General features: G+C 70.4%; 19 protein-coding genes. 8 read left to right on the plus strand and 11 right to left on the minus strand.

Going from position 1 to position 17727, the window contains the following annotated elements; translation table 11 throughout:
• The first annotated feature begins 6 nt into the window (after positions 1 to 6).
• Positions 7 to 840 (plus strand): SDR family oxidoreductase, encoded by an 834-nt coding sequence (locus AB1285_RS00420; RefSeq protein ID WP_025104853.1) that lies wholly within the window; start codon positions 7 to 9, stop codon positions 838 to 840.
• A 104-nt stretch (positions 841 to 944) separates the two neighbouring features.
• Here the strand turns inward: AB1285_RS00420 and AB1285_RS00425 are convergent, their stop codons facing one another.
• Genes AB1285_RS00425 through AB1285_RS00435 form a run of 3 tightly spaced genes read right to left on the minus strand, consistent with a single transcriptional unit; the run spans position 945 to position 3065 of the window.
• Positions 945 to 1694, minus strand: a complete 750-nt coding sequence (locus AB1285_RS00425) for a sulfite exporter TauE/SafE family protein (protein WP_187662546.1) — start codon at positions 1692 to 1694, stop codon at positions 945 to 947.
• On the minus strand, positions 1691 to 2389 hold the full coding sequence (locus AB1285_RS00430; protein ID WP_313366525.1) for an ankyrin repeat domain-containing protein: 699 nt from the start codon (positions 2387 to 2389) through the stop codon (positions 1691 to 1693). The genes AB1285_RS00425 and AB1285_RS00430 overlap by 4 nt, the downstream gene beginning before the upstream one ends.
• A gap of 37 nt (positions 2390 to 2426) precedes the next feature.
• Positions 2427 to 3065: a bifunctional 4-hydroxy-2-oxoglutarate aldolase/2-dehydro-3-deoxy-phosphogluconate aldolase gene (locus AB1285_RS00435; protein ID WP_187662544.1), complete on the minus strand. Its 639-nt coding sequence runs from the start codon at positions 3063 to 3065 to the stop codon at positions 2427 to 2429.
• 131 nt (positions 3066 to 3196) lie between these two features.
• Between AB1285_RS00435 and rlmN the strand changes: the two genes are divergently transcribed.
• Positions 3197 to 4486 (plus strand): 23S rRNA (adenine(2503)-C(2))-methyltransferase RlmN, encoded by a 1290-nt coding sequence (gene rlmN, locus AB1285_RS00440; RefSeq protein WP_232089110.1) that lies wholly within the window; start codon positions 3197 to 3199, stop codon positions 4484 to 4486.
• On the opposite strand, the gene AB1285_RS00445 is transcribed toward rlmN, so the two are convergent.
• Positions 4435 to 5058 carry an NAD(P)H-dependent oxidoreductase gene (locus AB1285_RS00445; RefSeq protein ID WP_187662543.1) on the minus strand — a complete coding sequence of 208 codons (624 nt, stop codon included), beginning with the start codon at positions 5056 to 5058 and terminating at the stop codon, positions 4435 to 4437. The genes rlmN and AB1285_RS00445 overlap by 52 nt on opposite strands.
• 64 nt (positions 5059 to 5122) lie before the next feature.
• Between AB1285_RS00445 and AB1285_RS00450 the strand changes: the two genes are divergently transcribed.
• Both AB1285_RS00450 and AB1285_RS00455 read left to right on the plus strand, forming a co-directional pair.
• On the plus strand, positions 5123 to 5680 hold the full coding sequence (locus AB1285_RS00450; protein ID WP_187662542.1) for a TetR/AcrR family transcriptional regulator: 558 nt from the start codon (positions 5123 to 5125) through the stop codon (positions 5678 to 5680).
• Positions 5681 to 5800: 120 nt separating this feature from the next.
• Positions 5801 to 7279 (plus strand): DUF4407 domain-containing protein, encoded by a 1479-nt coding sequence (locus tag AB1285_RS00455; protein ID WP_187662541.1) that lies wholly within the window; start codon positions 5801 to 5803, stop codon positions 7277 to 7279.
• Here AB1285_RS00455 and AB1285_RS00460 read toward each other — a convergent pair.
• Positions 7267 to 7581: a hypothetical protein gene (locus AB1285_RS00460; RefSeq protein ID WP_313366526.1), complete on the minus strand. Its 315-nt coding sequence runs from the start codon at positions 7579 to 7581 to the stop codon at positions 7267 to 7269. The genes AB1285_RS00455 and AB1285_RS00460 overlap by 13 nt on opposite strands.
• A 19-nt stretch (positions 7582 to 7600) precedes the next feature.
• Between AB1285_RS00460 and AB1285_RS00465 the strand changes: the two genes are divergently transcribed.
• The 3 genes from AB1285_RS00465 to AB1285_RS00475 are packed head-to-tail and all read left to right on the plus strand — an operon-like array spanning position 7601 to position 10668.
• Positions 7601 to 9094: a PLP-dependent aminotransferase family protein gene (locus AB1285_RS00465; RefSeq protein WP_370429004.1), complete on the plus strand. Its 1494-nt coding sequence runs from the start codon at positions 7601 to 7603 to the stop codon at positions 9092 to 9094.
• Between the two features lie 9 nt (positions 9095 to 9103).
• Positions 9104 to 9601 (plus strand): hypothetical protein, encoded by a 498-nt coding sequence (locus AB1285_RS00470; protein WP_187662538.1) that lies wholly within the window; start codon positions 9104 to 9106, stop codon positions 9599 to 9601.
• Positions 9602 to 9654: 53 nt separating this feature from the next.
• On the plus strand, positions 9655 to 10668 hold the full coding sequence (locus tag AB1285_RS00475) for an aldo/keto reductase family protein (RefSeq protein WP_187662537.1): 1014 nt from the start codon (positions 9655 to 9657) through the stop codon (positions 10666 to 10668).
• Between the two features lie 66 nt (positions 10669 to 10734).
• On the opposite strand, the gene AB1285_RS00480 is transcribed toward AB1285_RS00475, so the two are convergent.
• The 4 genes from AB1285_RS00480 to AB1285_RS00495 form a co-directional block, all read right to left on the minus strand.
• Complete coding sequence (locus AB1285_RS00480) at positions 10735 to 11655, minus strand: carbohydrate ABC transporter permease (RefSeq protein WP_197971853.1); 921 nt, start codon at positions 11653 to 11655, stop codon at positions 10735 to 10737.
• A complete protein-coding gene (locus AB1285_RS00485; RefSeq protein ID WP_187662536.1) occupies positions 11652 to 12599 on the minus strand; it encodes a carbohydrate ABC transporter permease in 948 nt (315 codons plus the stop codon). Before AB1285_RS00485 ends, AB1285_RS00480 begins: the two co-directional genes overlap by 4 nt.
• 3 nt (positions 12600 to 12602) lie before the next feature.
• Positions 12603 to 13916 (minus strand): ABC transporter substrate-binding protein, encoded by a 1314-nt coding sequence (locus AB1285_RS00490; protein ID WP_187662535.1) that lies wholly within the window; start codon positions 13914 to 13916, stop codon positions 12603 to 12605.
• A 61-nt stretch (positions 13917 to 13977) separates the two neighbouring features.
• Positions 13978 to 15213, minus strand: coding sequence for an aminotransferase class V-fold PLP-dependent enzyme (locus AB1285_RS00495; RefSeq protein ID WP_429977409.1), 1236 nt, complete (start codon positions 15211 to 15213; stop codon positions 13978 to 13980).
• Positions 15214 to 15379: 166 nt separating this feature from the next.
• Between AB1285_RS00495 and AB1285_RS00500 the strand changes: the two genes are divergently transcribed.
• Positions 15380 to 16057: a FadR/GntR family transcriptional regulator gene (locus AB1285_RS00500; protein WP_085605550.1), complete on the plus strand. Its 678-nt coding sequence runs from the start codon at positions 15380 to 15382 to the stop codon at positions 16055 to 16057.
• A gap of 69 nt (positions 16058 to 16126) precedes the next feature.
• On the opposite strand, the gene AB1285_RS00505 is transcribed toward AB1285_RS00500, so the two are convergent.
• Entirely contained in the window at positions 16127 to 16642 is a 516-nt protein-coding gene (locus AB1285_RS00505) for a glycine cleavage system protein R (RefSeq protein WP_187662533.1), read from the minus strand.
• 21 nt (positions 16643 to 16663) lie between these two features.
• Complete coding sequence (locus tag AB1285_RS00510) at positions 16664 to 17722, minus strand: PLP-dependent cysteine synthase family protein (protein WP_187662532.1); 1059 nt, start codon at positions 17720 to 17722, stop codon at positions 16664 to 16666.
• Between the last annotated feature and the right edge of the window lie 5 nt (positions 17723 to 17727).

Genomic DNA, 17727 nt, shown 5'->3' on the forward strand with positions numbered 1-17727 from the left:
AGAACCATGAGCACACTCGCCGGAAAGACCATCCTCATGTCGGGCGGCAGCCGCGGGATCGGCCTCGCGATCGCCCTGCGCGCGGCCGCGGACGGCGCGAACATCGCGATGCTCGCCAAGACCGACTCCCCGCACCCGAAGCTCGAGGGCACCGTGCACAGCGCTGCCGAGCAGATCCGCGCCGCCGGCGGCCAGGCGCTGCCGATCGTGGGCGACGTGCGGGACGACGACCACATCACCGAGGCCGTCATGAAGACGCAGGGCGAGTTCGGCGGGATCGACATCGTCCTCAACAACGCCAGCGTCATCGACCTCTCCCGGTCGCTCGACCTCTCCGCGAAGAAGTACGACCTGATGCAGGACGTGAACGTCCGCGGCACCTTCATGCTCTCCCGGGCCGCGGTGCCCATCCTCAAGGACGCCGAGAACCCGCACATCCTCTCGCTCTCGCCGCCGCTGAACCCCACCCCGAAGTGGCTCGGCGCCCACACCGGGTACACGCTGGCGAAGTACGGCATGACGATGGTCACGCTCGGACTCGCGGCGGAGTTCGCGGCCGACGGCATCGCCGCCAACACACTGTGGCCGCGCACGACGATCGCGACGGCCGCGGTGCAGAACCTCCTCGGCGGGGACAAGGTGATGGCCGCGAGCCGGACGGCGGACATCTACGCCGACGCCGCCTATGCCGTGCTCACCCAGCCGGCGCGCACGTACACGGGGCAGTCGCTGATCGTGGAGGATGTGCTCGAGGCGAACGGCGTCACCGACTTCTCGGGCTACGCCGCCGTCCCCGGCACTCCGGACAGCGCGCTGTTCCCCGACATCTTCCTCGACTGACGCGCTTCGACAGGCTCGGCGACCCACCGCTGGGTCCCCGAGCCTGTCGAAGGGCTGGGTCCCTGAGCCTGTCGAAGGGGTGGGTCCCTGAGCCCGTCGAAGGGCTAGAGCAGCAGGTACACGGCACCGAGGACCGTCAGCACGATCACGATGCGGTCGAAGAGCCGCTGGTCCAGGCGCCGCGCCACCCGCAGGCCGAGCAGCGCGCCGAGCACCACGAGCGGCGCGAGGATCGCATCGGTGAGCAGCACGGGGCCGGTGAACAGCCCGATCCCGGCGAGGAACGGCACTTTGATCACGTTGATGATCGCGAAGAACCAGGCGGAGGTGCCGAGGAAAACCTGGACGGGCGTGCGGGTGGCGAGGAAGTACATCGACATCACCGGCCCGCCCGCGTTGGCCACCATGGTCGTGAAGCCGCCCAGCGTCCCGTAGACCCCGGCCAGCACCGCACCGCCCCTGGCCGCCGCCTCCTGCTCCGCCCTGGCCTGCCGCCACCGGCGCCACAGGGTCACGGCGATCATGAGCAGCAGGATCACGCCGATGGCGCGGCGAACGACCCCGTCTCCTGTCAGCGCGAGGAACGCGAAGCCGAAGAGGAGTCCTGCCACGACCGCCGGTGCGAGCCGCAGCAGCGTGGGCCAGTGCGCATGCCGTCGATAGGCGAGCAGCGCGAACACGTCGCCCACCATGAGCAGCAGGAGTGTCGCCGCCGTGGAGGTCCGCGCCGGGAGCACGGCGGCGAACAGGGCGATCGCGAGGATGCTGCCGCCCGGAAGAGCGGTCTTCGAGATCCCGATGACGACCGCGGCCACGCCGAGTGCGGCCCAGGCCCAGGGATCGAGCGCTGTCACCGCCGGAGCTCGGCGACGATGGCGTCGTACCCGCGGGCGGCCGCGAGGTCGACCGGCAGCATGCCGTCGCCGTCGCGGATGGTCGCGTCGGCGCCGCCGTCGAGGAGAGTGCGCAGCACCTCGACGTACCGGGCGGAGCCGTCGCCGAGCACGATCGCCTCGTGCAGGGCGGTCCAGCCGAGGTTGTTGATGTGGTCCGGATCGACGCCCGCCTCCAGGAGGATCTCGACCGTCGGCAGCAGGCCGCGTTCGGACGCGGGGATCAGCGCCGTGCCGCCGAAGCGGTTCGTGCTGCGGAGGTCGGCCCCGTGCGCCAGGGTCATCCGCAGGATCTCGTCATGCCCGCGGGCGCCGGCGTAGAGATAGGCGGAGTCCTGGATGTCGTCCTTCGCGTTCACGTCGGCGCCGGCCTCGATCAGGAGCCGTGCCGCGTCGACGCGGTTCGCCTTGGTGGCCGCGACCAGGGGAGTCATGCCGCCGTCGCCGCGGGCCTCGATGTCGGCGCCCGCGTCGAGCGCGCGGCGGACCGCGTCAGCGTCGCCCGCGGCGGCCGCAGCGAGCAGGTCGGATGTGGCGTCGGTCATGGGAGCCTCCGGGGTCGGTGGTGCGGGATGCGACGGCGCGGCCGTGCAGGCCGAGGCGAGCAGCAGCGCGCCCGCGAGCGCGACAGCCGCCGCCACCCGTCGCATCCGCATGCATCCGGTATACCAAATGATCCCGGAGGTGGGCGGTTCAGCCTCGCGTGGCAGCGAGGGCGGCCGCGAACCGCGAGGCCCGCTGCTCGATGTCCGCCCAGTCCGCGTTCGCGATGGCGGTGCCGTTCGCGAGGTCTCCACCGGCTCCCACGGCGACAGCGCCCGCCGCGAACCAGTCGGCGAGGTTGTCGGGCTTCACGCCGCCCGTGGGCATCAGCGGGGCGTCGGGGAACGGTCCGCGCAGCGCCCCGAGGTAGGCGGGGCCGCCGAGCGAGGCGGGGAAGATCTTCACGACGTCGACGCCGAGCTCGAGTGCGCCCATGACCTCGGTCGGCGTCATCGCGCCGGTCATCACGACGCGGTCGGTGTCGAGCATGGCGCGCGTGAGATCGGGAAGGGTTCCCGGGCTGACGAGGAACGCGGCACCCGCGTCGGCGGCCTGGGTCGCCTGCTCCGACGTCGTGACGGTGCCGGCGCCGATGTACGCGGCGTCTCCGTGACGGGCGATGAGTTCGCGGATCACGGCCGGGGCGTCCGGAGTCGAGAAGGTCACCTCGATGCCGGAGACGCCGCCGCGGATGATCGCCTCCGAGGCCTCCAGGGCCAGTTCCGGCGACGGGGCGCGGAGGACGGCGAGGATGCCGGTGGTGCGGGCGCGGGCGAGACGGTCGGACATGCTGCTCCTTGATCGAGGGGACGGGCCCATTCTTCCGCACCGCAACTTGTCATTACAAGTAGCCGGGGAGCGGCGTGGGAAGAGGGGTCGTGCCCAGGCGCCTCCCACCCGCATCCCGGTACCCTGGAGGGATGGCCGAGAACCCCCGCACACCCGAGACGCGCTCCGCGACAGCGCCCGCGTCGTCCCGTTCGGGGGCGATCCGCGAGACCCGTACCCCGCAGGTGCGCCCCGCGACCGAGGGCTGGACCCAGAAGAAGGACGCGGAAGGGCGCCCCCTGCTGCAGTTCGCGAGCCCGAAGCGCGGCAAGCCGCCGGTCCACCTCGCCGACCTCACCCCGGCCGAGCGCATCGAGAAGGTGAAGGAACTCGGGCTCCCCGGCTTCCGTGCCAAGCAGCTCGCCACCCACTACTTCCGGCACTACACGTCCGACCCCGCGGAGATGACCGACCTCCCCGCCGGTATCCGCGACGAGCTGGTCGCCGGCATGCTTCCGCCCCTCATGACCGAGGTGCGACGACTGGAGACCGACCGCGGCGACACCATCAAGTTCCTGTGGCGTCTGCATGACGGTGCTCTCGTCGAGTCCGTCCTCATGCGCTATCCCGGCCGCATCACGCTCTGCGTGTCGAGCCAGGCCGGCTGCGGCATGAACTGCCCGTTCTGCGCCACCGGGCAGGCGGGACTGACCCGCAACATGTCCACCGCGGAGATCATCGAGCAGATCGTCCGGGCGAACCGGGCCATCGCCAACGGTGAGCTGGGCGGCAAGAAGCGCGACGACCACAGCATGGAGCGCGTCTCCAACATCGTCTTCATGGGGATGGGAGAGCCGCTCGCCAACTACAAGCGCGTCATGGACGCGGTGCGCACCATGGTCGCCCCCCAGCCCGACGGTCTCGGCATGAGCGCGCGTGGCATCACGGTGTCCACCGTGGGTCTCGTGCCCGCGATACGGAAGCTCGCCGACGAGAACATCCCCGTCACGTTCGCCCTGTCGCTGCACGCCCCCGACGACCACCTTCGCGACGAGCTCATCCCCGTGAACTCGCGGTGGAAGGTCGACGAGGCGCTCGATGCGGCCTACGACTACTACGCCAAGACCGGTCGTCGGGTGTCCATCGAGTACGCACTCATCAAAGACATGAACGACCATGCGTGGCGGGCCGACCTGCTGGCGGAGAAGCTCAACCAGCGCGGTCGCGGGTGGGTGCACGTGAACCCGATCCCGCTGAACCCGACGCCGGGTTCGATCTGGACGTCGTCGGAGAAGGACGTCACGGACGAGTTCGTGCGGCGGCTGAACGACGCCGGCATCCCGACGACCCTCCGCGACACCCGTGGCAAGGAGATCGACGGCGCCTGCGGTCAGCTCGTGGCGACGACCGAGGACGAGGCTGCTGCCGCTGCCCTGGCCTGACGCGCGCGGTCGCGAGCCGCATCCGCGGCGCCGAGTCGCTCGGCCCGGTCGAGCCATCCGGTGATGGTCGCAGGGCGGGCGTGCTTCACGCCCAGCATCCGCGTTGTGCGGACGGCGCGGATGCCGCAGAAGCGCAGAGTGTTGCGGGCGACCTGGGTGTGCGCGGGCATTCCGGTGAACGGCACGGCGTACCAGGGCGTGTCCGCGAGCAGGAGCAGCCGGCCGTGCCGCGCCGGGAGGAGCCCCTGGGGGAGTCCGCGCTTCGTGTAGCGGTACTCCTGCTGGGGGAGGAGGGTGCGGTCGAAGAACCCTTTGAGCAGTGCGGGCACCGAGCCCCACCACAGCGGGGTGGTGACCACGAGCGCATCGGCTTCGTGGAGCGCGCGCCGCGCGTCGACGAGGTCGGGCTCGAGCGTCATGCGCTCCCGGTAGCCGAATCGCAGGTTCGGGTCGAAGTCGAGGTCGCGCAGCGCGAGCAGGCGCGCATCGCCGTGGCCGTCCGCGTAACGACGGGCGAGGGCGGCGGTGAGCGAGCGGGCGTCGGGGTGGCCGTCGATGACGAGTGCGGACATGCGGTTCCTATCTGGACAGTGTCAACCTGGTTGGACAGTGTCAACATAGGAAACAATGTTGCTTATGTCAAGTTCGAAGGACGGCTACCACCACGGTGATCTGGCGCGTGCGCTCGAGGACGCCGCGATGCGGCTGCTCGAGACGAGACCGGCCGCCGAGATCAGCCTCCGCGAAGTGGCGCGCGCGGCGAACGTCAGCCACAACGCCCCCTATCACCACTTCTCCGATCGCCTCGGGCTGCTCAAGGCCCTGGCCGAGCGGAGCATGGCCGACCTTCTCCGGCAGGTGCGTGTGGCGGCCCAGGGTGCCGCGACGCCGCACGACGCCCTCGTCGCCGGAGGATCGGCCTACATCCGCTTCGCCGTCGAGCATCCCCACGCGTTCGATGCCGTCTACGACCCCACCGTGTGCGTACCGGGGTCTCCTACCGAGACCATGGCCCCGCTGATCGAGGCGCTCGAGGGCGTGCTCGCGGAGGCGGCCGCCGCGGCGGGGCTCGACCGCCCGGCGGACGTCGTGTCGCTGTGGGGGCTGATGCACGGCCTGGGCACCCTCGCCGCGGCCGGCCACTTCACGCTCGACGACGCCCTGTCCGCCTACGCGGCCTCTCTCACCCGCTGACTCTTTCGAGTCGCGCACCTTGCTCCATTCCCGGCCGAGATGGAGCGATCTGCGCGATTCGAAGGGTTCTCGCCCCGGTCTTCCACGGTATGCACAGGCGGAGTTTCGTAGATTGTCGGGATGCCCTATTCCGCCCACCGCCCGGGTCGCTTCGACTCGCAGGGTCGGATCATCATCGACGGCGACCCGAACGCCGAGACGGATGACCTCGACTTCCTGCGCGAGTACGAGCCGACCGGCGACACACCCGCGCAGCCCGACGTCGCGTCCGACGACCCGACGTCCGAGCCGGTGACGGCGCCCGACGCCCCGGTCGACGCGGAGCCCGCCCCCGACCGTCCGGCGCGCCCGCAGCGCGTCCGGAAGTCGCGTCGCCGACGCACCGCCGCCGAACGCCTCCGTGCTCTCGCGATCCTCGGCGGGGCGGAGGGCGAGATCCTCGACAGGGTCCCCGGCGAGACCCCGCGCTTCGTGCAGATGTTCTTCGTGCTCGCCGGGACCGCCTTGGTCAGCGCGATCTCCATGCTCTTCGCCCTGACGACGGGGGTGCGCGCGGCGGTCTGGCTGGCCATCCCGCTCGCGATCGTGTGGGCACTGATCATCTTCAACCTCGACCGCTTCCTCACCTCGACCATGACGTCGACCCGCAACGTCTGGAAGCTCATCGGCCTCGCGATCCCCCGCGTCATCATGGCGGCGATCATCGGGTTCGTCGTCGCGGAGCCGCTCGTGCTGCAGATCTTCCACAACGACATCTCCCGGGAGGTCGCCGCGACCAACATCGTGCAGGCGCAGTCCGACCAGGAGGCGCTCGAGACCGGTCCGGAGAAGAAGGCGCTGGACGCGGCGTCCGAGCGCGTCGCGGCGCTTGAGAACCAGGCGGCGACGGGCATCGTCGCCGGGACCGAGTCGTCATCGGCCACGGAGTCGGCCGCCCAGTCCACGGTCGACGATCTGACGGCCAAGCTCACGGAGCAGCAGGCGGTGATCGACCAGGCGCGGACGCTGTATCAGTGCGAGCTCACCGGCGAGGGCGCGGGCACCGTTCCCGGCTGCACCGGTGTGAACGGCGAGGGTGCGAGCTCGCAGGCCGCGCAGGCCCAGCTCGCCGAGGCCCAGCAGACCTACGATGCACTGGCCGCCCAGCTCCGCACGGCCAACGAGGAGCTCGCCGCTGCCGGAAGCGCCGCCAAGGAGAACACCACGGCGTCGGAGTCGCAGAACCGTCAGCAGGCGCAGGGCGAGCTCCCCGCCGCGCGCGACACGTATGAGCAAGCGCTCGCGGCTTACAACGCCCGGGCGGACTCCGTGGCGCAGGGCAACGCCGGGGCGGTGGGACTGCTGAGCCAGATCAGCGGCCTCAACCGCCTGAGCGAGAAGGAGCCCACGATCCTGTGGGCGCACATCCTCATCGCGGCGCTGTTCTTCATGATCGAGCTGCTGCCGGTGCTGGTGAAGGTGCTCACGAGCTACGGCGACCCGAGCCTCTACGAGAAGGCGCTGGCCATCCGCAAGCAGGTCGCCCTGGACAGGGTGACGGCGGAGGGCTTCCGCGACCGCGCCGACATCGTCACCACCCCCGGGGCTCAGGCCACCTGACTCCTTTCGAATCGCTCACTGTGCTCCATCCCGGCCGGGTTCGGGACAAAGTGGGCGATTCGAACGCGGGAGAGGTCCCCGGACCGGGACGCCAGCGCGAGGGAACGGGTCAGGGCGACCGTGGACGGGGTGGTCTGCCCCGGGGTGCCGGTCACGGCGGCCTCGATGAGAGCGAGCGGTCCGAGGAGGGCGGGGTCGTGGGTGCGGGCGTCGTCGCCGAGCCAGTCGAGGAGTTCGCCCATGGTCCAATCCCGGTCGATTGGACCGAGATCGAGACCGATGCTGGTCGTGGGAACTGTCATTGGTCCAGAATCAGGTCTCATGGACACCCTCGACAGGGCCAATGCGACGCCGGTGGCCCACGGATCGGCCCCCGGCCCTCTCGTCCAGGGCGGGGAGGTCTCCGCGGCCGCGCTCGCCGCACGCCTCGGCCGCTGGGCCCATGGCGACGGCACCCTCTCCACCCGACTCGCTGCAGGGATCGCCGCCCTGATCGGCAGTGGTGAGCTGCGCCCCGCCGACCGCCTGCCTGCCGAACGCGCCCTCGCCGCGGTGGTCGCGGTCTCGCGGGGCACGGTCGTGTCCGCCTATGCGTCCCTCGCGGAGCAGGGTCTCGTGGAGCGCCGACAGGGCAGTGGGACGAGGGTGTCGGGGGCGAGGACGGCGCCCGCGGCCGACCGCCGTCCGGGACGTGGCGAGGCGCTGTTCTCGGCACTCCCCAACGCGATCGACCTGCTCCGCACGGTCCCGCAGATCCCGGATCTGGGTGTGCAGCTCATCCGCGACCACCAGCCGCGGCTCGACCTCGCCCTGCTCCCGGAGACCGACCCCGCGGGTCTCCCGGCCCTCCGCGAACTCATCGCCGACATGTACCGCGCCGAGGGGACGCCGACCACGCCCGAGCAGATCCTCGTGACCCACGGCGCGCAGCAGGCCATCAGCCTCGTCGTCAACGCGCTCGTGGAGCCGGGGGACGTCGTCCTCGCGGAGGAGATCACGTGGCCGGGCGTGACCGACTCCGTGGGGTTGCGCGGCGGGACGGTCCACGGCGTGCCGATGGGGGCGGACGGCCTCGACGTCGATGCGCTGGAGCAGGCGATGGCACGACTGCGTCCCGTGCTCGTCGCGCTCAACCCGCACCACCAGAACCCGACGGGGACGCGTCTGCCCGGGGCGGCGCGGCATCGCGTGGCCGAACTCGCCGCGCAGTACGGGGTGCCCGTGATCGAGGACCGCGTCGTCGCCGGCATCTCGTTCGACGGGATCGTGCCGCCCACGCTCGCCTCGGAACGGCCGGACGCCCCGGTGCTCGTCGTCGAGTCCGTGTCGAAGTGGGCCTGGGCCGGGCTGCGGATCGGGTGGCTGCGCGCCGACCCCGTCCTGGTCCGACGGCTGCGCGGTGCGCGCCAGCTCGCCGACCAGTCCACGAGCGTGCCCGGCCAGCTCCTCGCCCTCGACCTCATCGCCCATGCGACGGAGCTCCGCCGCGCCAACAGTCGCGTGCACCGGGAACGCCTCCTCCTGCTGCAGGAGTTGATGGCCGCGCACCTCTCCGACTGGACCTACGACGCTCCGCGGGGCGGACTCTCGCTGTGGGCGGGGCTGCCTCGGGGCTCTGCGGCGGCTCTCGCGCGAATCGCTGCCGCGCACGGGGTCTCGATCGCGGGCACCGGGGCCTTCGCGGTCTCGGCCGCCGCGCCGGACGACCACGTGCGTCTGCCGTTCACCGCGCCGGACGACGTGCTCACCGAGGGGGTGCGCCGCTTGGGCGACGCCTGGCGCGAGTACCGGGAGACTCTCAGCAGCCCTGCCTAGGGTGACCGCATGACACCGGTGCCGCGCCCCACCCTCTGGATCTGCGTCGCGGGCGTGCTCGCCGTCACCGCGTATGCCGCGCTCGCCGCCGTGCAGATTCTCGTGCTGAACCCGCTCGCCGCGGCGCCGGGCGGCCTCTCCCTCGACGAGGTCAGGGCCGCGATGTCGAACGCCGGAGAGAGCCTCATGCCGCAGACCGTCCTCGGCATCCTCGGCGCGGGTGTGTGCCTGGGAGTCGGGACGGCGGTCGTCTGCCTCCTCACGCGGGCTCCGGCGGTGGTGGCCGGCATGACCTTCCTCGCGCTGCTCATGGGCGGGGCGCCGGCCTACTTCGTCGCGTCGTTCGGCCCCGGCATGGGGCTCGCCGACACCTTCGGCATCAGCGGCGCCGATGCCTCCCCGTGGGCGCTGCCCCTGTACGCGGTCAGCGCGCTCTCCGCGGTCGGGGTGCTGGTCGGGGCCGCGGTCACGTCCCGCCGCCGCGGGCCTTCGCCCGCCACTGCCTGATGATCGCGGCCGATCCGGCCCGCCGGTCCCCCTGGCGGGACTAGCGTTGGTCCATGGTCAACTATCGCTATCTCGGCAACAGCGGTCTCAAGGTCTCGGAGATCACCTACGGCAACTGGGTCACGCACGCCTCGCAGGTCGAGGACGACGCCGCGGTCAAGACCGTGCACGCCGCCCTGGATGCCGGCATCACCACGTTCGACACCGCGGACACGTACGCCAACACGGCCGCCGAGGTCGTGCTCGGCAAGGCCTTGGAGGGTCAGCGTCGCGAGAGCCTCGAGATCTTCACGAAGGTCTACTTCCCGACCGGTCCCAAGGGTCCGAACGACACCGGCCTGAGCCGCAAGCACATCATGGAGTCGATCAACGGCTCGCTGCAGCGTCTCGGCACCGACTACGTCGACCTGTACCAGGCGCACCGCTTCGACCACGAGACCCCGCTGGAGGAGACGTTCCAGGCCTTCGCCGATATCGTGCGGCAGGGCAAGGCGCTCTACATCGGCGTCTCGGAGTGGACCGCGGAGCAGCTCCGCGACGGGCACGCGCTGGCGAAGCAGCTCGGCATCCAGCTCATCTCGAACCAGCCGCAGTACTCGATGCTGTGGCGGGTCATCGAGGGCAAGGTCGTCCCCGCGTCGGAGGAGCTCGGCATCTCGCAGATCGTCTGGTCGCCGATGGCGCAGGGCGTGCTCAGCGGCAAGTACCTGCCGGGGCAGCCGGTGCCGGAGGGCTCGCGGGCGACCGACCAGAACTCGGGTGCGGGCTTCATCAAGAGCTTCCTGCAGGACGACATCCTCACCGCGGTGCAGCGCCTCAAGCCGATCGCGGAGCAGGCGGGGCTGTCGATGCCGCAGCTCGCGATCGCGTGGGTGCTGCAGAACCCGAACGTCGCAGCGGCCCTCGTCGGCGCCTCCCGCCCGGAGCAGCTCGCCGACACGGTCAAGGCCTCCGGCGTGAAGCTCGACGCCGACACGATGACCGCGATCGACGAGGCTCTCGGCGACACGGTCAACCGCGACGCCGAGCACACGTACTCGGTGTCGCCGAAGTCCCGGCTCGTCTAAGCCTTCGAAGAGCGCAGATGGTCCCATTCCGTCGCGGAATGGGACCATCTGCGCGATTCGGGCGGGTTACTCCTTGACGGCCCCGGCCGTGAGGCCCTGGACGATCCAGCGGCTGGCGAGGGCGAACATCACCATCGTCGGGAGGATCGTCAGCACGGCCGCGGCGCTCATGGAGCCCCAGTCGATGTTGAACGTGGAGATGAAGCCGTTCAGCGCCGATGGGACGGTGCGGTTCGCGTCGGTGTTCATCAGCACGACCGACAGGAACAGCTCGTTCCAGCAGTTCACGAAGTTGAAGATGAACGCCGCGATGATGCCAGGCGTCATCACCGGCACGAGCACCCGGAACAGGGCACCCAGGCGCGAGCAGCCGTCGATCATCGCCGCCTCCTCCAGCGCGTCGGGGACGTTCTCGAAGAAGCCCCGCAGCATGACCGTGGAGAACGGGATGCAGATCGCGATGTAGACGAGGATGAGCCCCGGCTTGGTGTCGACGAGTCCCAGGTCGGTCATCATCGAGTACAGCGGTCCCAGGGCGATGAACGCCGGGATCATCTGCGTCAGCAGGAACGCGATGAGCACCGCCCCCTTGCCGCGGAACTCGAACCGCGCCAGCACGTACGCACTGAGCAGGGCGATGAGCGTCGCCACCGCGCCGGCCGACACCGCCACGATGGCCGAGTTCGCCAGGAACGTCCCGAACGAGCTCTTCTCGAACAGGCTCGTGAAGTTGTCGAGCGAGGGCTCGCTCGGCCAGTACTCGATCGGGAAGCGGTTGATCGTGCCCGGCGACTTGAACGCGGTGAGCGTGATCCAGTACAGCGGGAACAGCGTGATGAGCAGCCACAGCCCCAGGCCGACGACACGCACCACGCCGCCCACCGTGACGCGGGGCTTCGGGCGCGGGGCGGCCTTCGGGTCGGGCACCGTGATGCGACGGGTCTCCGTGACCGAGGAGCCGGTCCGGACGGATGAGGTGATGGTCATCGCTGCACTCTCCGCATCGCCATCAGGTAGAACGCGCAGAACACCATGAGGAAGGCCACGACGATGAGCCCGATGGCGCTCGCGATGCCGTAGTTGCCCTGCTGCGTGTAGTTGATCATCCACGTCGTGATGATGTGGGTCTGGTTGGCCGGGCCGCCGTTCGTCATCGCGTAGATGATGTCGGGGAAGTTGAAGATCCAGATCACGCGCAGCAGGATCGTCAGCAGCAGCGTCATCGAGATGTACGGGATGATGATCGAGAACAGCTGCCGCACCTTGCCGGCGCCGTCCAGGCTCGCCGCCTCCAGCATCTCGTCCGGCACCGACTGCAGGGCCGCGAGGATCATGATCGCGAAGAAGGTCACGCCGTACCAGATGTTCGCGACGATCACGGCGAACATCGCGAGCTTCGGATCGGCCAGCCACGGCAGCGGCGCGTCGATCAGCCCCGCCTTCATGAGCAGGTCGTTGACGACGCCGAACTCGGCGTTGAACATCCAGCGGAACAGCATGCCGATCAGGAAGCCGGACACCGCCCACGGGAAGAACACCAGCGCCTGGTAGAGCCCGCGGAAGCGGAATCGCTTGCGCAGGGCGAGAGCGATGAGGAAGCCGATCACGAGCTGCGGCACGAGCGAGCCGACCACCCAGAGCACGGAGTTCCACGCCACGGTCGGGAACGCCGGGTCCCGGAAGACGGCGAGGAAGTTGTCGATGCCGACGAACGGGGTCGACGTGAGGTCCCACAGGTTCCAGTCGTGGAACGCCATGCGGGCGCCCTGCAGCATCGGCCAGTACGTGAACCAGCAGACGAAGACGATCGCCGGCGCGAGGAACGCCAGCAGGGTGAGCGCAGTGCGACCCCGGAACGGCCGACGACGCGATGCCGGGGAGGCCCCGCCGGCGGTGCCGACGGAGCCCCCTTCACGGATGGTGCGGGCCACGGATCAACCCTTCTCCGCGGCGTACTTCTCGGTCCAGAACGCGTCCCACGAGGCGAGGAGGTCCTTCGTGGACATGTTGCCGAGCAGCACGCTCTGCACGTCCTGGTCGGACTTCTGGATCCACTCGGTCCACCAGCTCACCCCGCGCGGCTGACGCACGTTGACGTACGTCTCCGGGTCTTCGGTCATGGTGACGTAGCTCGTCCAGGGGCCGGTCGAGTAGAACTCGTCGTCCGCGGCGGCCGCGATGATCGGGACGAGGCTGTTCGCCTGCGCGAACTCGGTGGCGGGCTCGGCCGACGACAGGAACTCGACGAGCTTGACCGCCGCCTCCTTGTGCTCGCTGTTCTCCGCGACACCCCAGCCGGCGACGGCGAGGGGCTGTGCGGCCTTGCCGGACGGGCCGACGAGCAGCGGGGCGGTGTCCCACTGGTCTTCGGTCAGCGAGGAGTCCTGCACCGTCGCGATGACCTCCGGGTCCTGCAGCAGGAACGCGGTGGTGCCGTTGGTGAACCCGGCGACCATCTCGGGGTAGCCCCAGGAGACGGCGGACGGCGGCGAAGCCTCTTTGAACAGGTCGAAGTAGTCGTCGACCGCCTCCTGGGCCTCGGGAGCGGCGAAGATCGTCGAGCCGTCCTCCATGAGGAACGCGTCCTCCGTGTCGAGGCCGTCGATCGTGTAGGCCTCGATCGCCGCGACGACGTTGCTGTTGGCGTTCTGGCCGCCGCGGAAGGCGTAGCCGTAGATGTTGTTCGACGGGTCCTGGATGGCGGACGCCTGCTCCAGCAGGTCCTTCCAGCTGTGCGGCGGGCCGTCGAAGCCGGCCTGCTCGACGAGGTCCGTGCGGTAGAAGAGCGACAGGCCGTAGAAGCCGTAGGGGACGAAGTAGCTCTTGCCGTCCTCCGCGACCGATGCCGACTGCGCGTTCTCGGTCAGGGCGTCCCAGCCGTCCCACTTCTTCAGATCGTCGCCCAGGTCGTACAGCCAGCCGTTGTTCGCGAACGGCCCGACGGTGATGTCGCGCACCTCGAGCACGTCGACGCCCTTGCCGGACTGCAGCATCTGCTGGATCTTCTGGTCGGCCTGCTCGGTGGGCGGGGAGACCAGGGTGACGGTGATGTCGGGGTTGTCCTTCTCGAACTCGTCGAGCAGTCCGCGGAGGAGCTCGGTGCGCGCCGGGTTCGTCAGGCTCTCGACCATCTGGAGTGTGACGCTGCCGTCGCCGCCGGACGAGCCGGAGCCTCCGGAGCATCCGGTGAGTGCGAGGACGGCGACGGTGCCGACTCCGGCTGCGGTCGTCAAGATCTTGTTCTTCACGATGTGCCTCTCGGTGGGGGTGGGTGGGTGTTCGGGTGGGTCGTGCGGGAGGTGATGCGGGTCAGGGGAGGATGAGGGCGTCCGCGGGGCGGATGCCGGCGCGGCGCAGGATCGCCGGGACGCAGCGCTCGACGAACGCCTCGACGTCGGCGGCCTCGGTGTACAGGTGCGCGGAGAGGCGGAAGTAGCCGACGCCGCGGAAGCTCGTGAACGCGGTCTCCACGCCGACCTCGTCGAGGAGGTCCATGCGCAGCGCGTCGGCCTCCTCGCGGGTGGCGCCGAGGCCGAGCGGCAGCCGGATGAGGCGCATGGACGGCACCGGTGAGGGGAGCGGGGTCAGCGGGTCCTCGTCGCCGAACGGGCGCAGGGCCTCGGCGATGAGCTCGGCCCCCGCGTCGGCGCGCGCGGCCATGGCTTCGCGGGCGGCCGCCCATCCGAACTCGGCCTCGATGAATTCGATCGCGGTGGGGGTGGCGAGGTACGTCGTGGCGTCGATCGTGCCTTGCGTGTCGAAGCGCTCGGGGTACGGCTCGCGCGCGGCCCAGGAGTCGATCAGCGGCCAGAGCTCGTCGCGGTCGGGGGCGGTGGTGACCAGGAGGGCGGAGCCGCGCGGGGCGCAGGGCCACTTGTGCATGTTGCCGAACCACCAGTCGCCGCCGGCGACGGCCGCCGCGTCCGGGATGAGGCCGGGGGCGTGGGCGCCGTCGACCAGGGTGCGCACGCCGCGCTCGGCCGCGAGGTCGGCGATGCGGCGGGTCGGCAGCAGGCGAGCCGTGGGCGAGGTGATCTGGTCGACGACGAGCAGCCGCGTGCGCGGGGTGAGGGCGTCGGCGAACAGCTCCACGATCTCGTCGTCATCGGCGAGCAGAGGCAGGGCGACCGTGCGGACGGCGGCGCCGAACCGGCGGGCGAGGCGCTCGGCTCCCATGGTGATGGCCCCGTAGCCCTGGTCGGTGACGAGGATCTCGTCGCCCCTCTCGAGCTGGAGGGCGTTGTAGATGACGGTGGCCGCGGCGGAGGCGTTGGGCACGAACACGCTGTCCTCCGCGCGGGCGCCGACGAACGGAGCCGTCCGCTGCCTCGCTTCCTGCACGCGCTCCGCGATGCGCGGGAACCACTCCACGGGGCTCAGGTCGGCACGGCGGCGCAGGGCGTCCTGATGGGCGACCACCACCGACGGCACCGCCCCGAAGGACCCGTGGTTGAGGTGGATCACGGTCGGGTCGAGCGGCCAGGCGTCGCGCGCCCGCAGGCCGGAGTTCAGCGTGAGCGGAGCGGGGAACTGCGGAGCGGGCATCGGACCTCATCGGTGAGTGGGGGCGAGTTGTTGCACAACTTTGCCACACGCCTTCGGTTTTGGCTACGAAAGCGCGAAGATGAAACATAGTTGTCATACGAGTTTGCGGCCGCCGGTGTGTCCGACAGACTTCACGAGGGGTGGGGGAGTGGCGGAGAGGATGACGATGAGCGCACTCGACACGGCGCTGCACGGGCTGCGGGCCCTCATCGCCGACGGCGCTCTGCGCCCCGGCGACCGGCTGCCGAGCGAGGGAGAGCTCTGCGAACGGCTCGGCGTCTCACGGGGATCGCTCCGTGAGGCCATCCGGACTCTCGCCGCGCTCGGCGTGCTGGAGACGCGGCACGGCTCCGGGAGCTACGTCAGCGAGCTCCGCGCGGCCGATCTCATCGGCAGTCTCTCGCTCACGGTCGGGCTGCTGCCGATGGCGGGGGTGCTGGAGCTGACGGAGCTCCGACGGGTGCTCGAGCCGCATGCGGCGGCGCTCGCCGCGGCCCGCATCGACGAGGACACGGTGGCCGCACTCGACGAGGTGCTCACGGAGATCGAGTCGACGACGGACTTCGAGGCGCAGTCCCGCCTCGACCACGAGTTCCACATGGCCATCTCCTCGGTCGCGGGCAACGAGGCCCTGACCAGCCTGATCGACGTGCTGCGCTCCCGTTCCCGGGCCTACCGGATATCCGACCCCGAGGACGCCGCGGAGCTCAAGATCCACTCCGATGCCGGTCACCGCGCGATCCTGCGCGGCCTCGCCGCCGCGGATCCGGTGGCAGCCTCCGCCGCCGCGTCCGCCCACGTCGCCTACACCGAGTACTGGGTGCGGCGATACTCCGGCCTCTGACTGCGTTCGAATCGCGCGATCGGTCCCATCCGGCGGCCGGATAGAGCCATTCAGGCGATTCGAACGGGGTCAGCCGAGGGTGATGTCGACCTGGATCTCCGACGCGAGGCGCTCGAGGTCGGCGCGCAGGGCGTCGAGGTCGACCGTCGGCGGGACCTTCGCGATCACCGAGGCCTCGAACAGTCGCCCGCCGGCCATCGCGGCCTCCCGGGTCTCGGTCGTGAGCTCCTCGATGCTCAGGGCGTGCGCGTTCAGCACCGCCGACACCTCCCGCACGATGCCGGGGCGGTCGTTGCCGAGCACCTGCATCACGATCAGCTGCTCCTCGTCCTCCGACGGCCCCGGCGTGCCGGTGAGCACCGACAGCGTGAGCAGCCCCTGGCCCTGGATCGCCCGGAGCGCGGTCTCGAGCTCCCCCGTGCGCTCCGTCGGCACGGACACCTCGATGACACCCGCGAACGTGCCGGCGAGTTCGGCGAGGGAGCTGTTCTCCCAGTTGCCGCCGTGGGCATCGACGACATCGGCGACGGCGGCCACGAGGCCAGGACGATCGGCACCCGCGACGGTGAGGATGAGTGTGGTCATGGGGTCAGCGTAACCCGGGGATCACTCCGCCCAGACCCCGGTCTCCAGGAACCGCTCCAGCCGCGCACGGTGCGGGGCGAGGTCCCACCCCTGCTGCGCCACCCACTCGTCGGAGTAGTACGTGCCGGCGTAGCGCACACCGCTGTCGCAGATGAGGGTCACGACGCTGCCGGTCTCGCCGGCGGCACGCATCCGGGCGATGAGCTGGAACGCGCCGTAGAGGTTCGTGCCGGTGGAGCCGCCCGCCCAGTGCAGGGTGCGCTCGCGGAGGAGGCGGATCGCGGCGATGGAGCCCGCGTCCGGCACCTGGATCATCTCGTCGATCACGGACGGCACGAACGAGGCCTCCACCCGCGGCCGCCCGATGCCCTCGATGCGGCTCGGGCGTCCCGCCGGCGGGTCGACCGTGCCCGCCCAGCCGTCGTAGAAGGCCGAGCCCTCGGGGTCGACGACGGCGATCCGGGTGTCATGGCGGCGGTACTTCACATAGCGGCCGAACGTGGCGCTGGTGCCGCCGGTGCCGGCGCCCGTGACGATCCAGCGGGGGATCGGATGCCGCTCCTGGGCGAGCTGGCTGAACACGCTCTCGGCGATGTTGTTGTTGCCGCGCCAGTCGGTGGCGCGCTCCGCGAAGGTGAACTGGTCGAGGTAGTGCCCGGTGCAGTCCGCCGCCAGGCGCTGGGCCTCCGACGACATGTCCTCCGGGCGGTCGACGAAGTGGCAGGTTCCGCCGTAGAACTCGATGAGGTCGATCTTCTCCTGCACCGTCGACCGGGGCACGACGGTGATGAACTTCAGCCCCAGCATGCGGGCGAAGTAGGCCTCCGACACCGCGGTCGATCCGCTCGAGGACTCCACGAGGGTCGTGTCCTCACGGATGCGCCCGTTGACGAGCCCGTAGAGGAGGAGGGAGCGCGCGAGGCGGTGCTTGAGCGAGCCGGTCGGGTGCACCGACTCGTCCTTGAGGTAGAGGTCGATGCCCCACTCCGGCGGCAGCGGGAACAGGTGCAGGTGTGTGTCGGCGCTGCGGTTGGCATCGGCTTCCAGCAGGGCGATCGCGGTGCTGGTCCAGTCGCTCATGCCTC

This window comes from Microbacterium sp. NRRL B-14842 (assembly GCF_050470785.1).

What these genes read in the sequence shown, in the direction of transcription:
- AB1285_RS00420 (WP_025104853.1), top strand. Translation starts at nt 7, where the DNA reads ATGAGCACACTCGCCGGAAAGACCATCCTCATGTCGGGCGGCAGCCGC.
- AB1285_RS00430 (WP_313366525.1), bottom strand. Translation starts at nt 2,389, where the DNA reads ATGCGGATGCGACGGGTGGCGGCGGCTGTCGCGCTCGCGGGCGCGCTG.
- AB1285_RS00435 (WP_187662544.1), bottom strand. Translation starts at nt 3,065, where the DNA reads ATGTCCGACCGTCTCGCCCGCGCCCGCACCACCGGCATCCTCGCCGTC.
- rlmN (WP_232089110.1), top strand. Translation starts at nt 3,197, where the DNA reads ATGGCCGAGAACCCCCGCACACCCGAGACGCGCTCCGCGACAGCGCCC.
- AB1285_RS00445 (WP_187662543.1), bottom strand. Translation starts at nt 5,058, where the DNA reads ATGTCCGCACTCGTCATCGACGGCCACCCCGACGCCCGCTCGCTCACC.
- AB1285_RS00450 (WP_187662542.1), top strand. Translation starts at nt 5,123, where the DNA reads ATGTCAAGTTCGAAGGACGGCTACCACCACGGTGATCTGGCGCGTGCG.
- AB1285_RS00455 (WP_187662541.1), top strand. Translation starts at nt 5,801, where the DNA reads ATGCCCTATTCCGCCCACCGCCCGGGTCGCTTCGACTCGCAGGGTCGG.
- AB1285_RS00460 (WP_313366526.1), bottom strand. Translation starts at nt 7,581, where the DNA reads ATGACAGTTCCCACGACCAGCATCGGTCTCGATCTCGGTCCAATCGAC.
- AB1285_RS00465 (WP_370429004.1), top strand. Translation starts at nt 7,601, where the DNA reads ATGGACACCCTCGACAGGGCCAATGCGACGCCGGTGGCCCACGGATCG.
- AB1285_RS00470 (WP_187662538.1), top strand. Translation starts at nt 9,104, where the DNA reads ATGACACCGGTGCCGCGCCCCACCCTCTGGATCTGCGTCGCGGGCGTG.
- AB1285_RS00475 (WP_187662537.1), top strand. Translation starts at nt 9,655, where the DNA reads ATGGTCAACTATCGCTATCTCGGCAACAGCGGTCTCAAGGTCTCGGAG.
- AB1285_RS00480 (WP_197971853.1), bottom strand. Translation starts at nt 11,655, where the DNA reads ATGACCATCACCTCATCCGTCCGGACCGGCTCCTCGGTCACGGAGACC.
- AB1285_RS00495 (WP_429977409.1), bottom strand. Translation starts at nt 15,213, where the DNA reads ATGCCCGCTCCGCAGTTCCCCGCTCCGCTCACGCTGAACTCCGGCCTG.
- AB1285_RS00500 (WP_085605550.1), top strand. Translation starts at nt 15,380, where the DNA reads ATGAGCGCACTCGACACGGCGCTGCACGGGCTGCGGGCCCTCATCGCC.
- AB1285_RS00505 (WP_187662533.1), bottom strand. Translation starts at nt 16,642, where the DNA reads ATGACCACACTCATCCTCACCGTCGCGGGTGCCGATCGTCCTGGCCTC.
- AB1285_RS00510 (WP_187662532.1), bottom strand. Translation starts at nt 17,722, where the DNA reads ATGAGCGACTGGACCAGCACCGCGATCGCCCTGCTGGAAGCCGATGCC.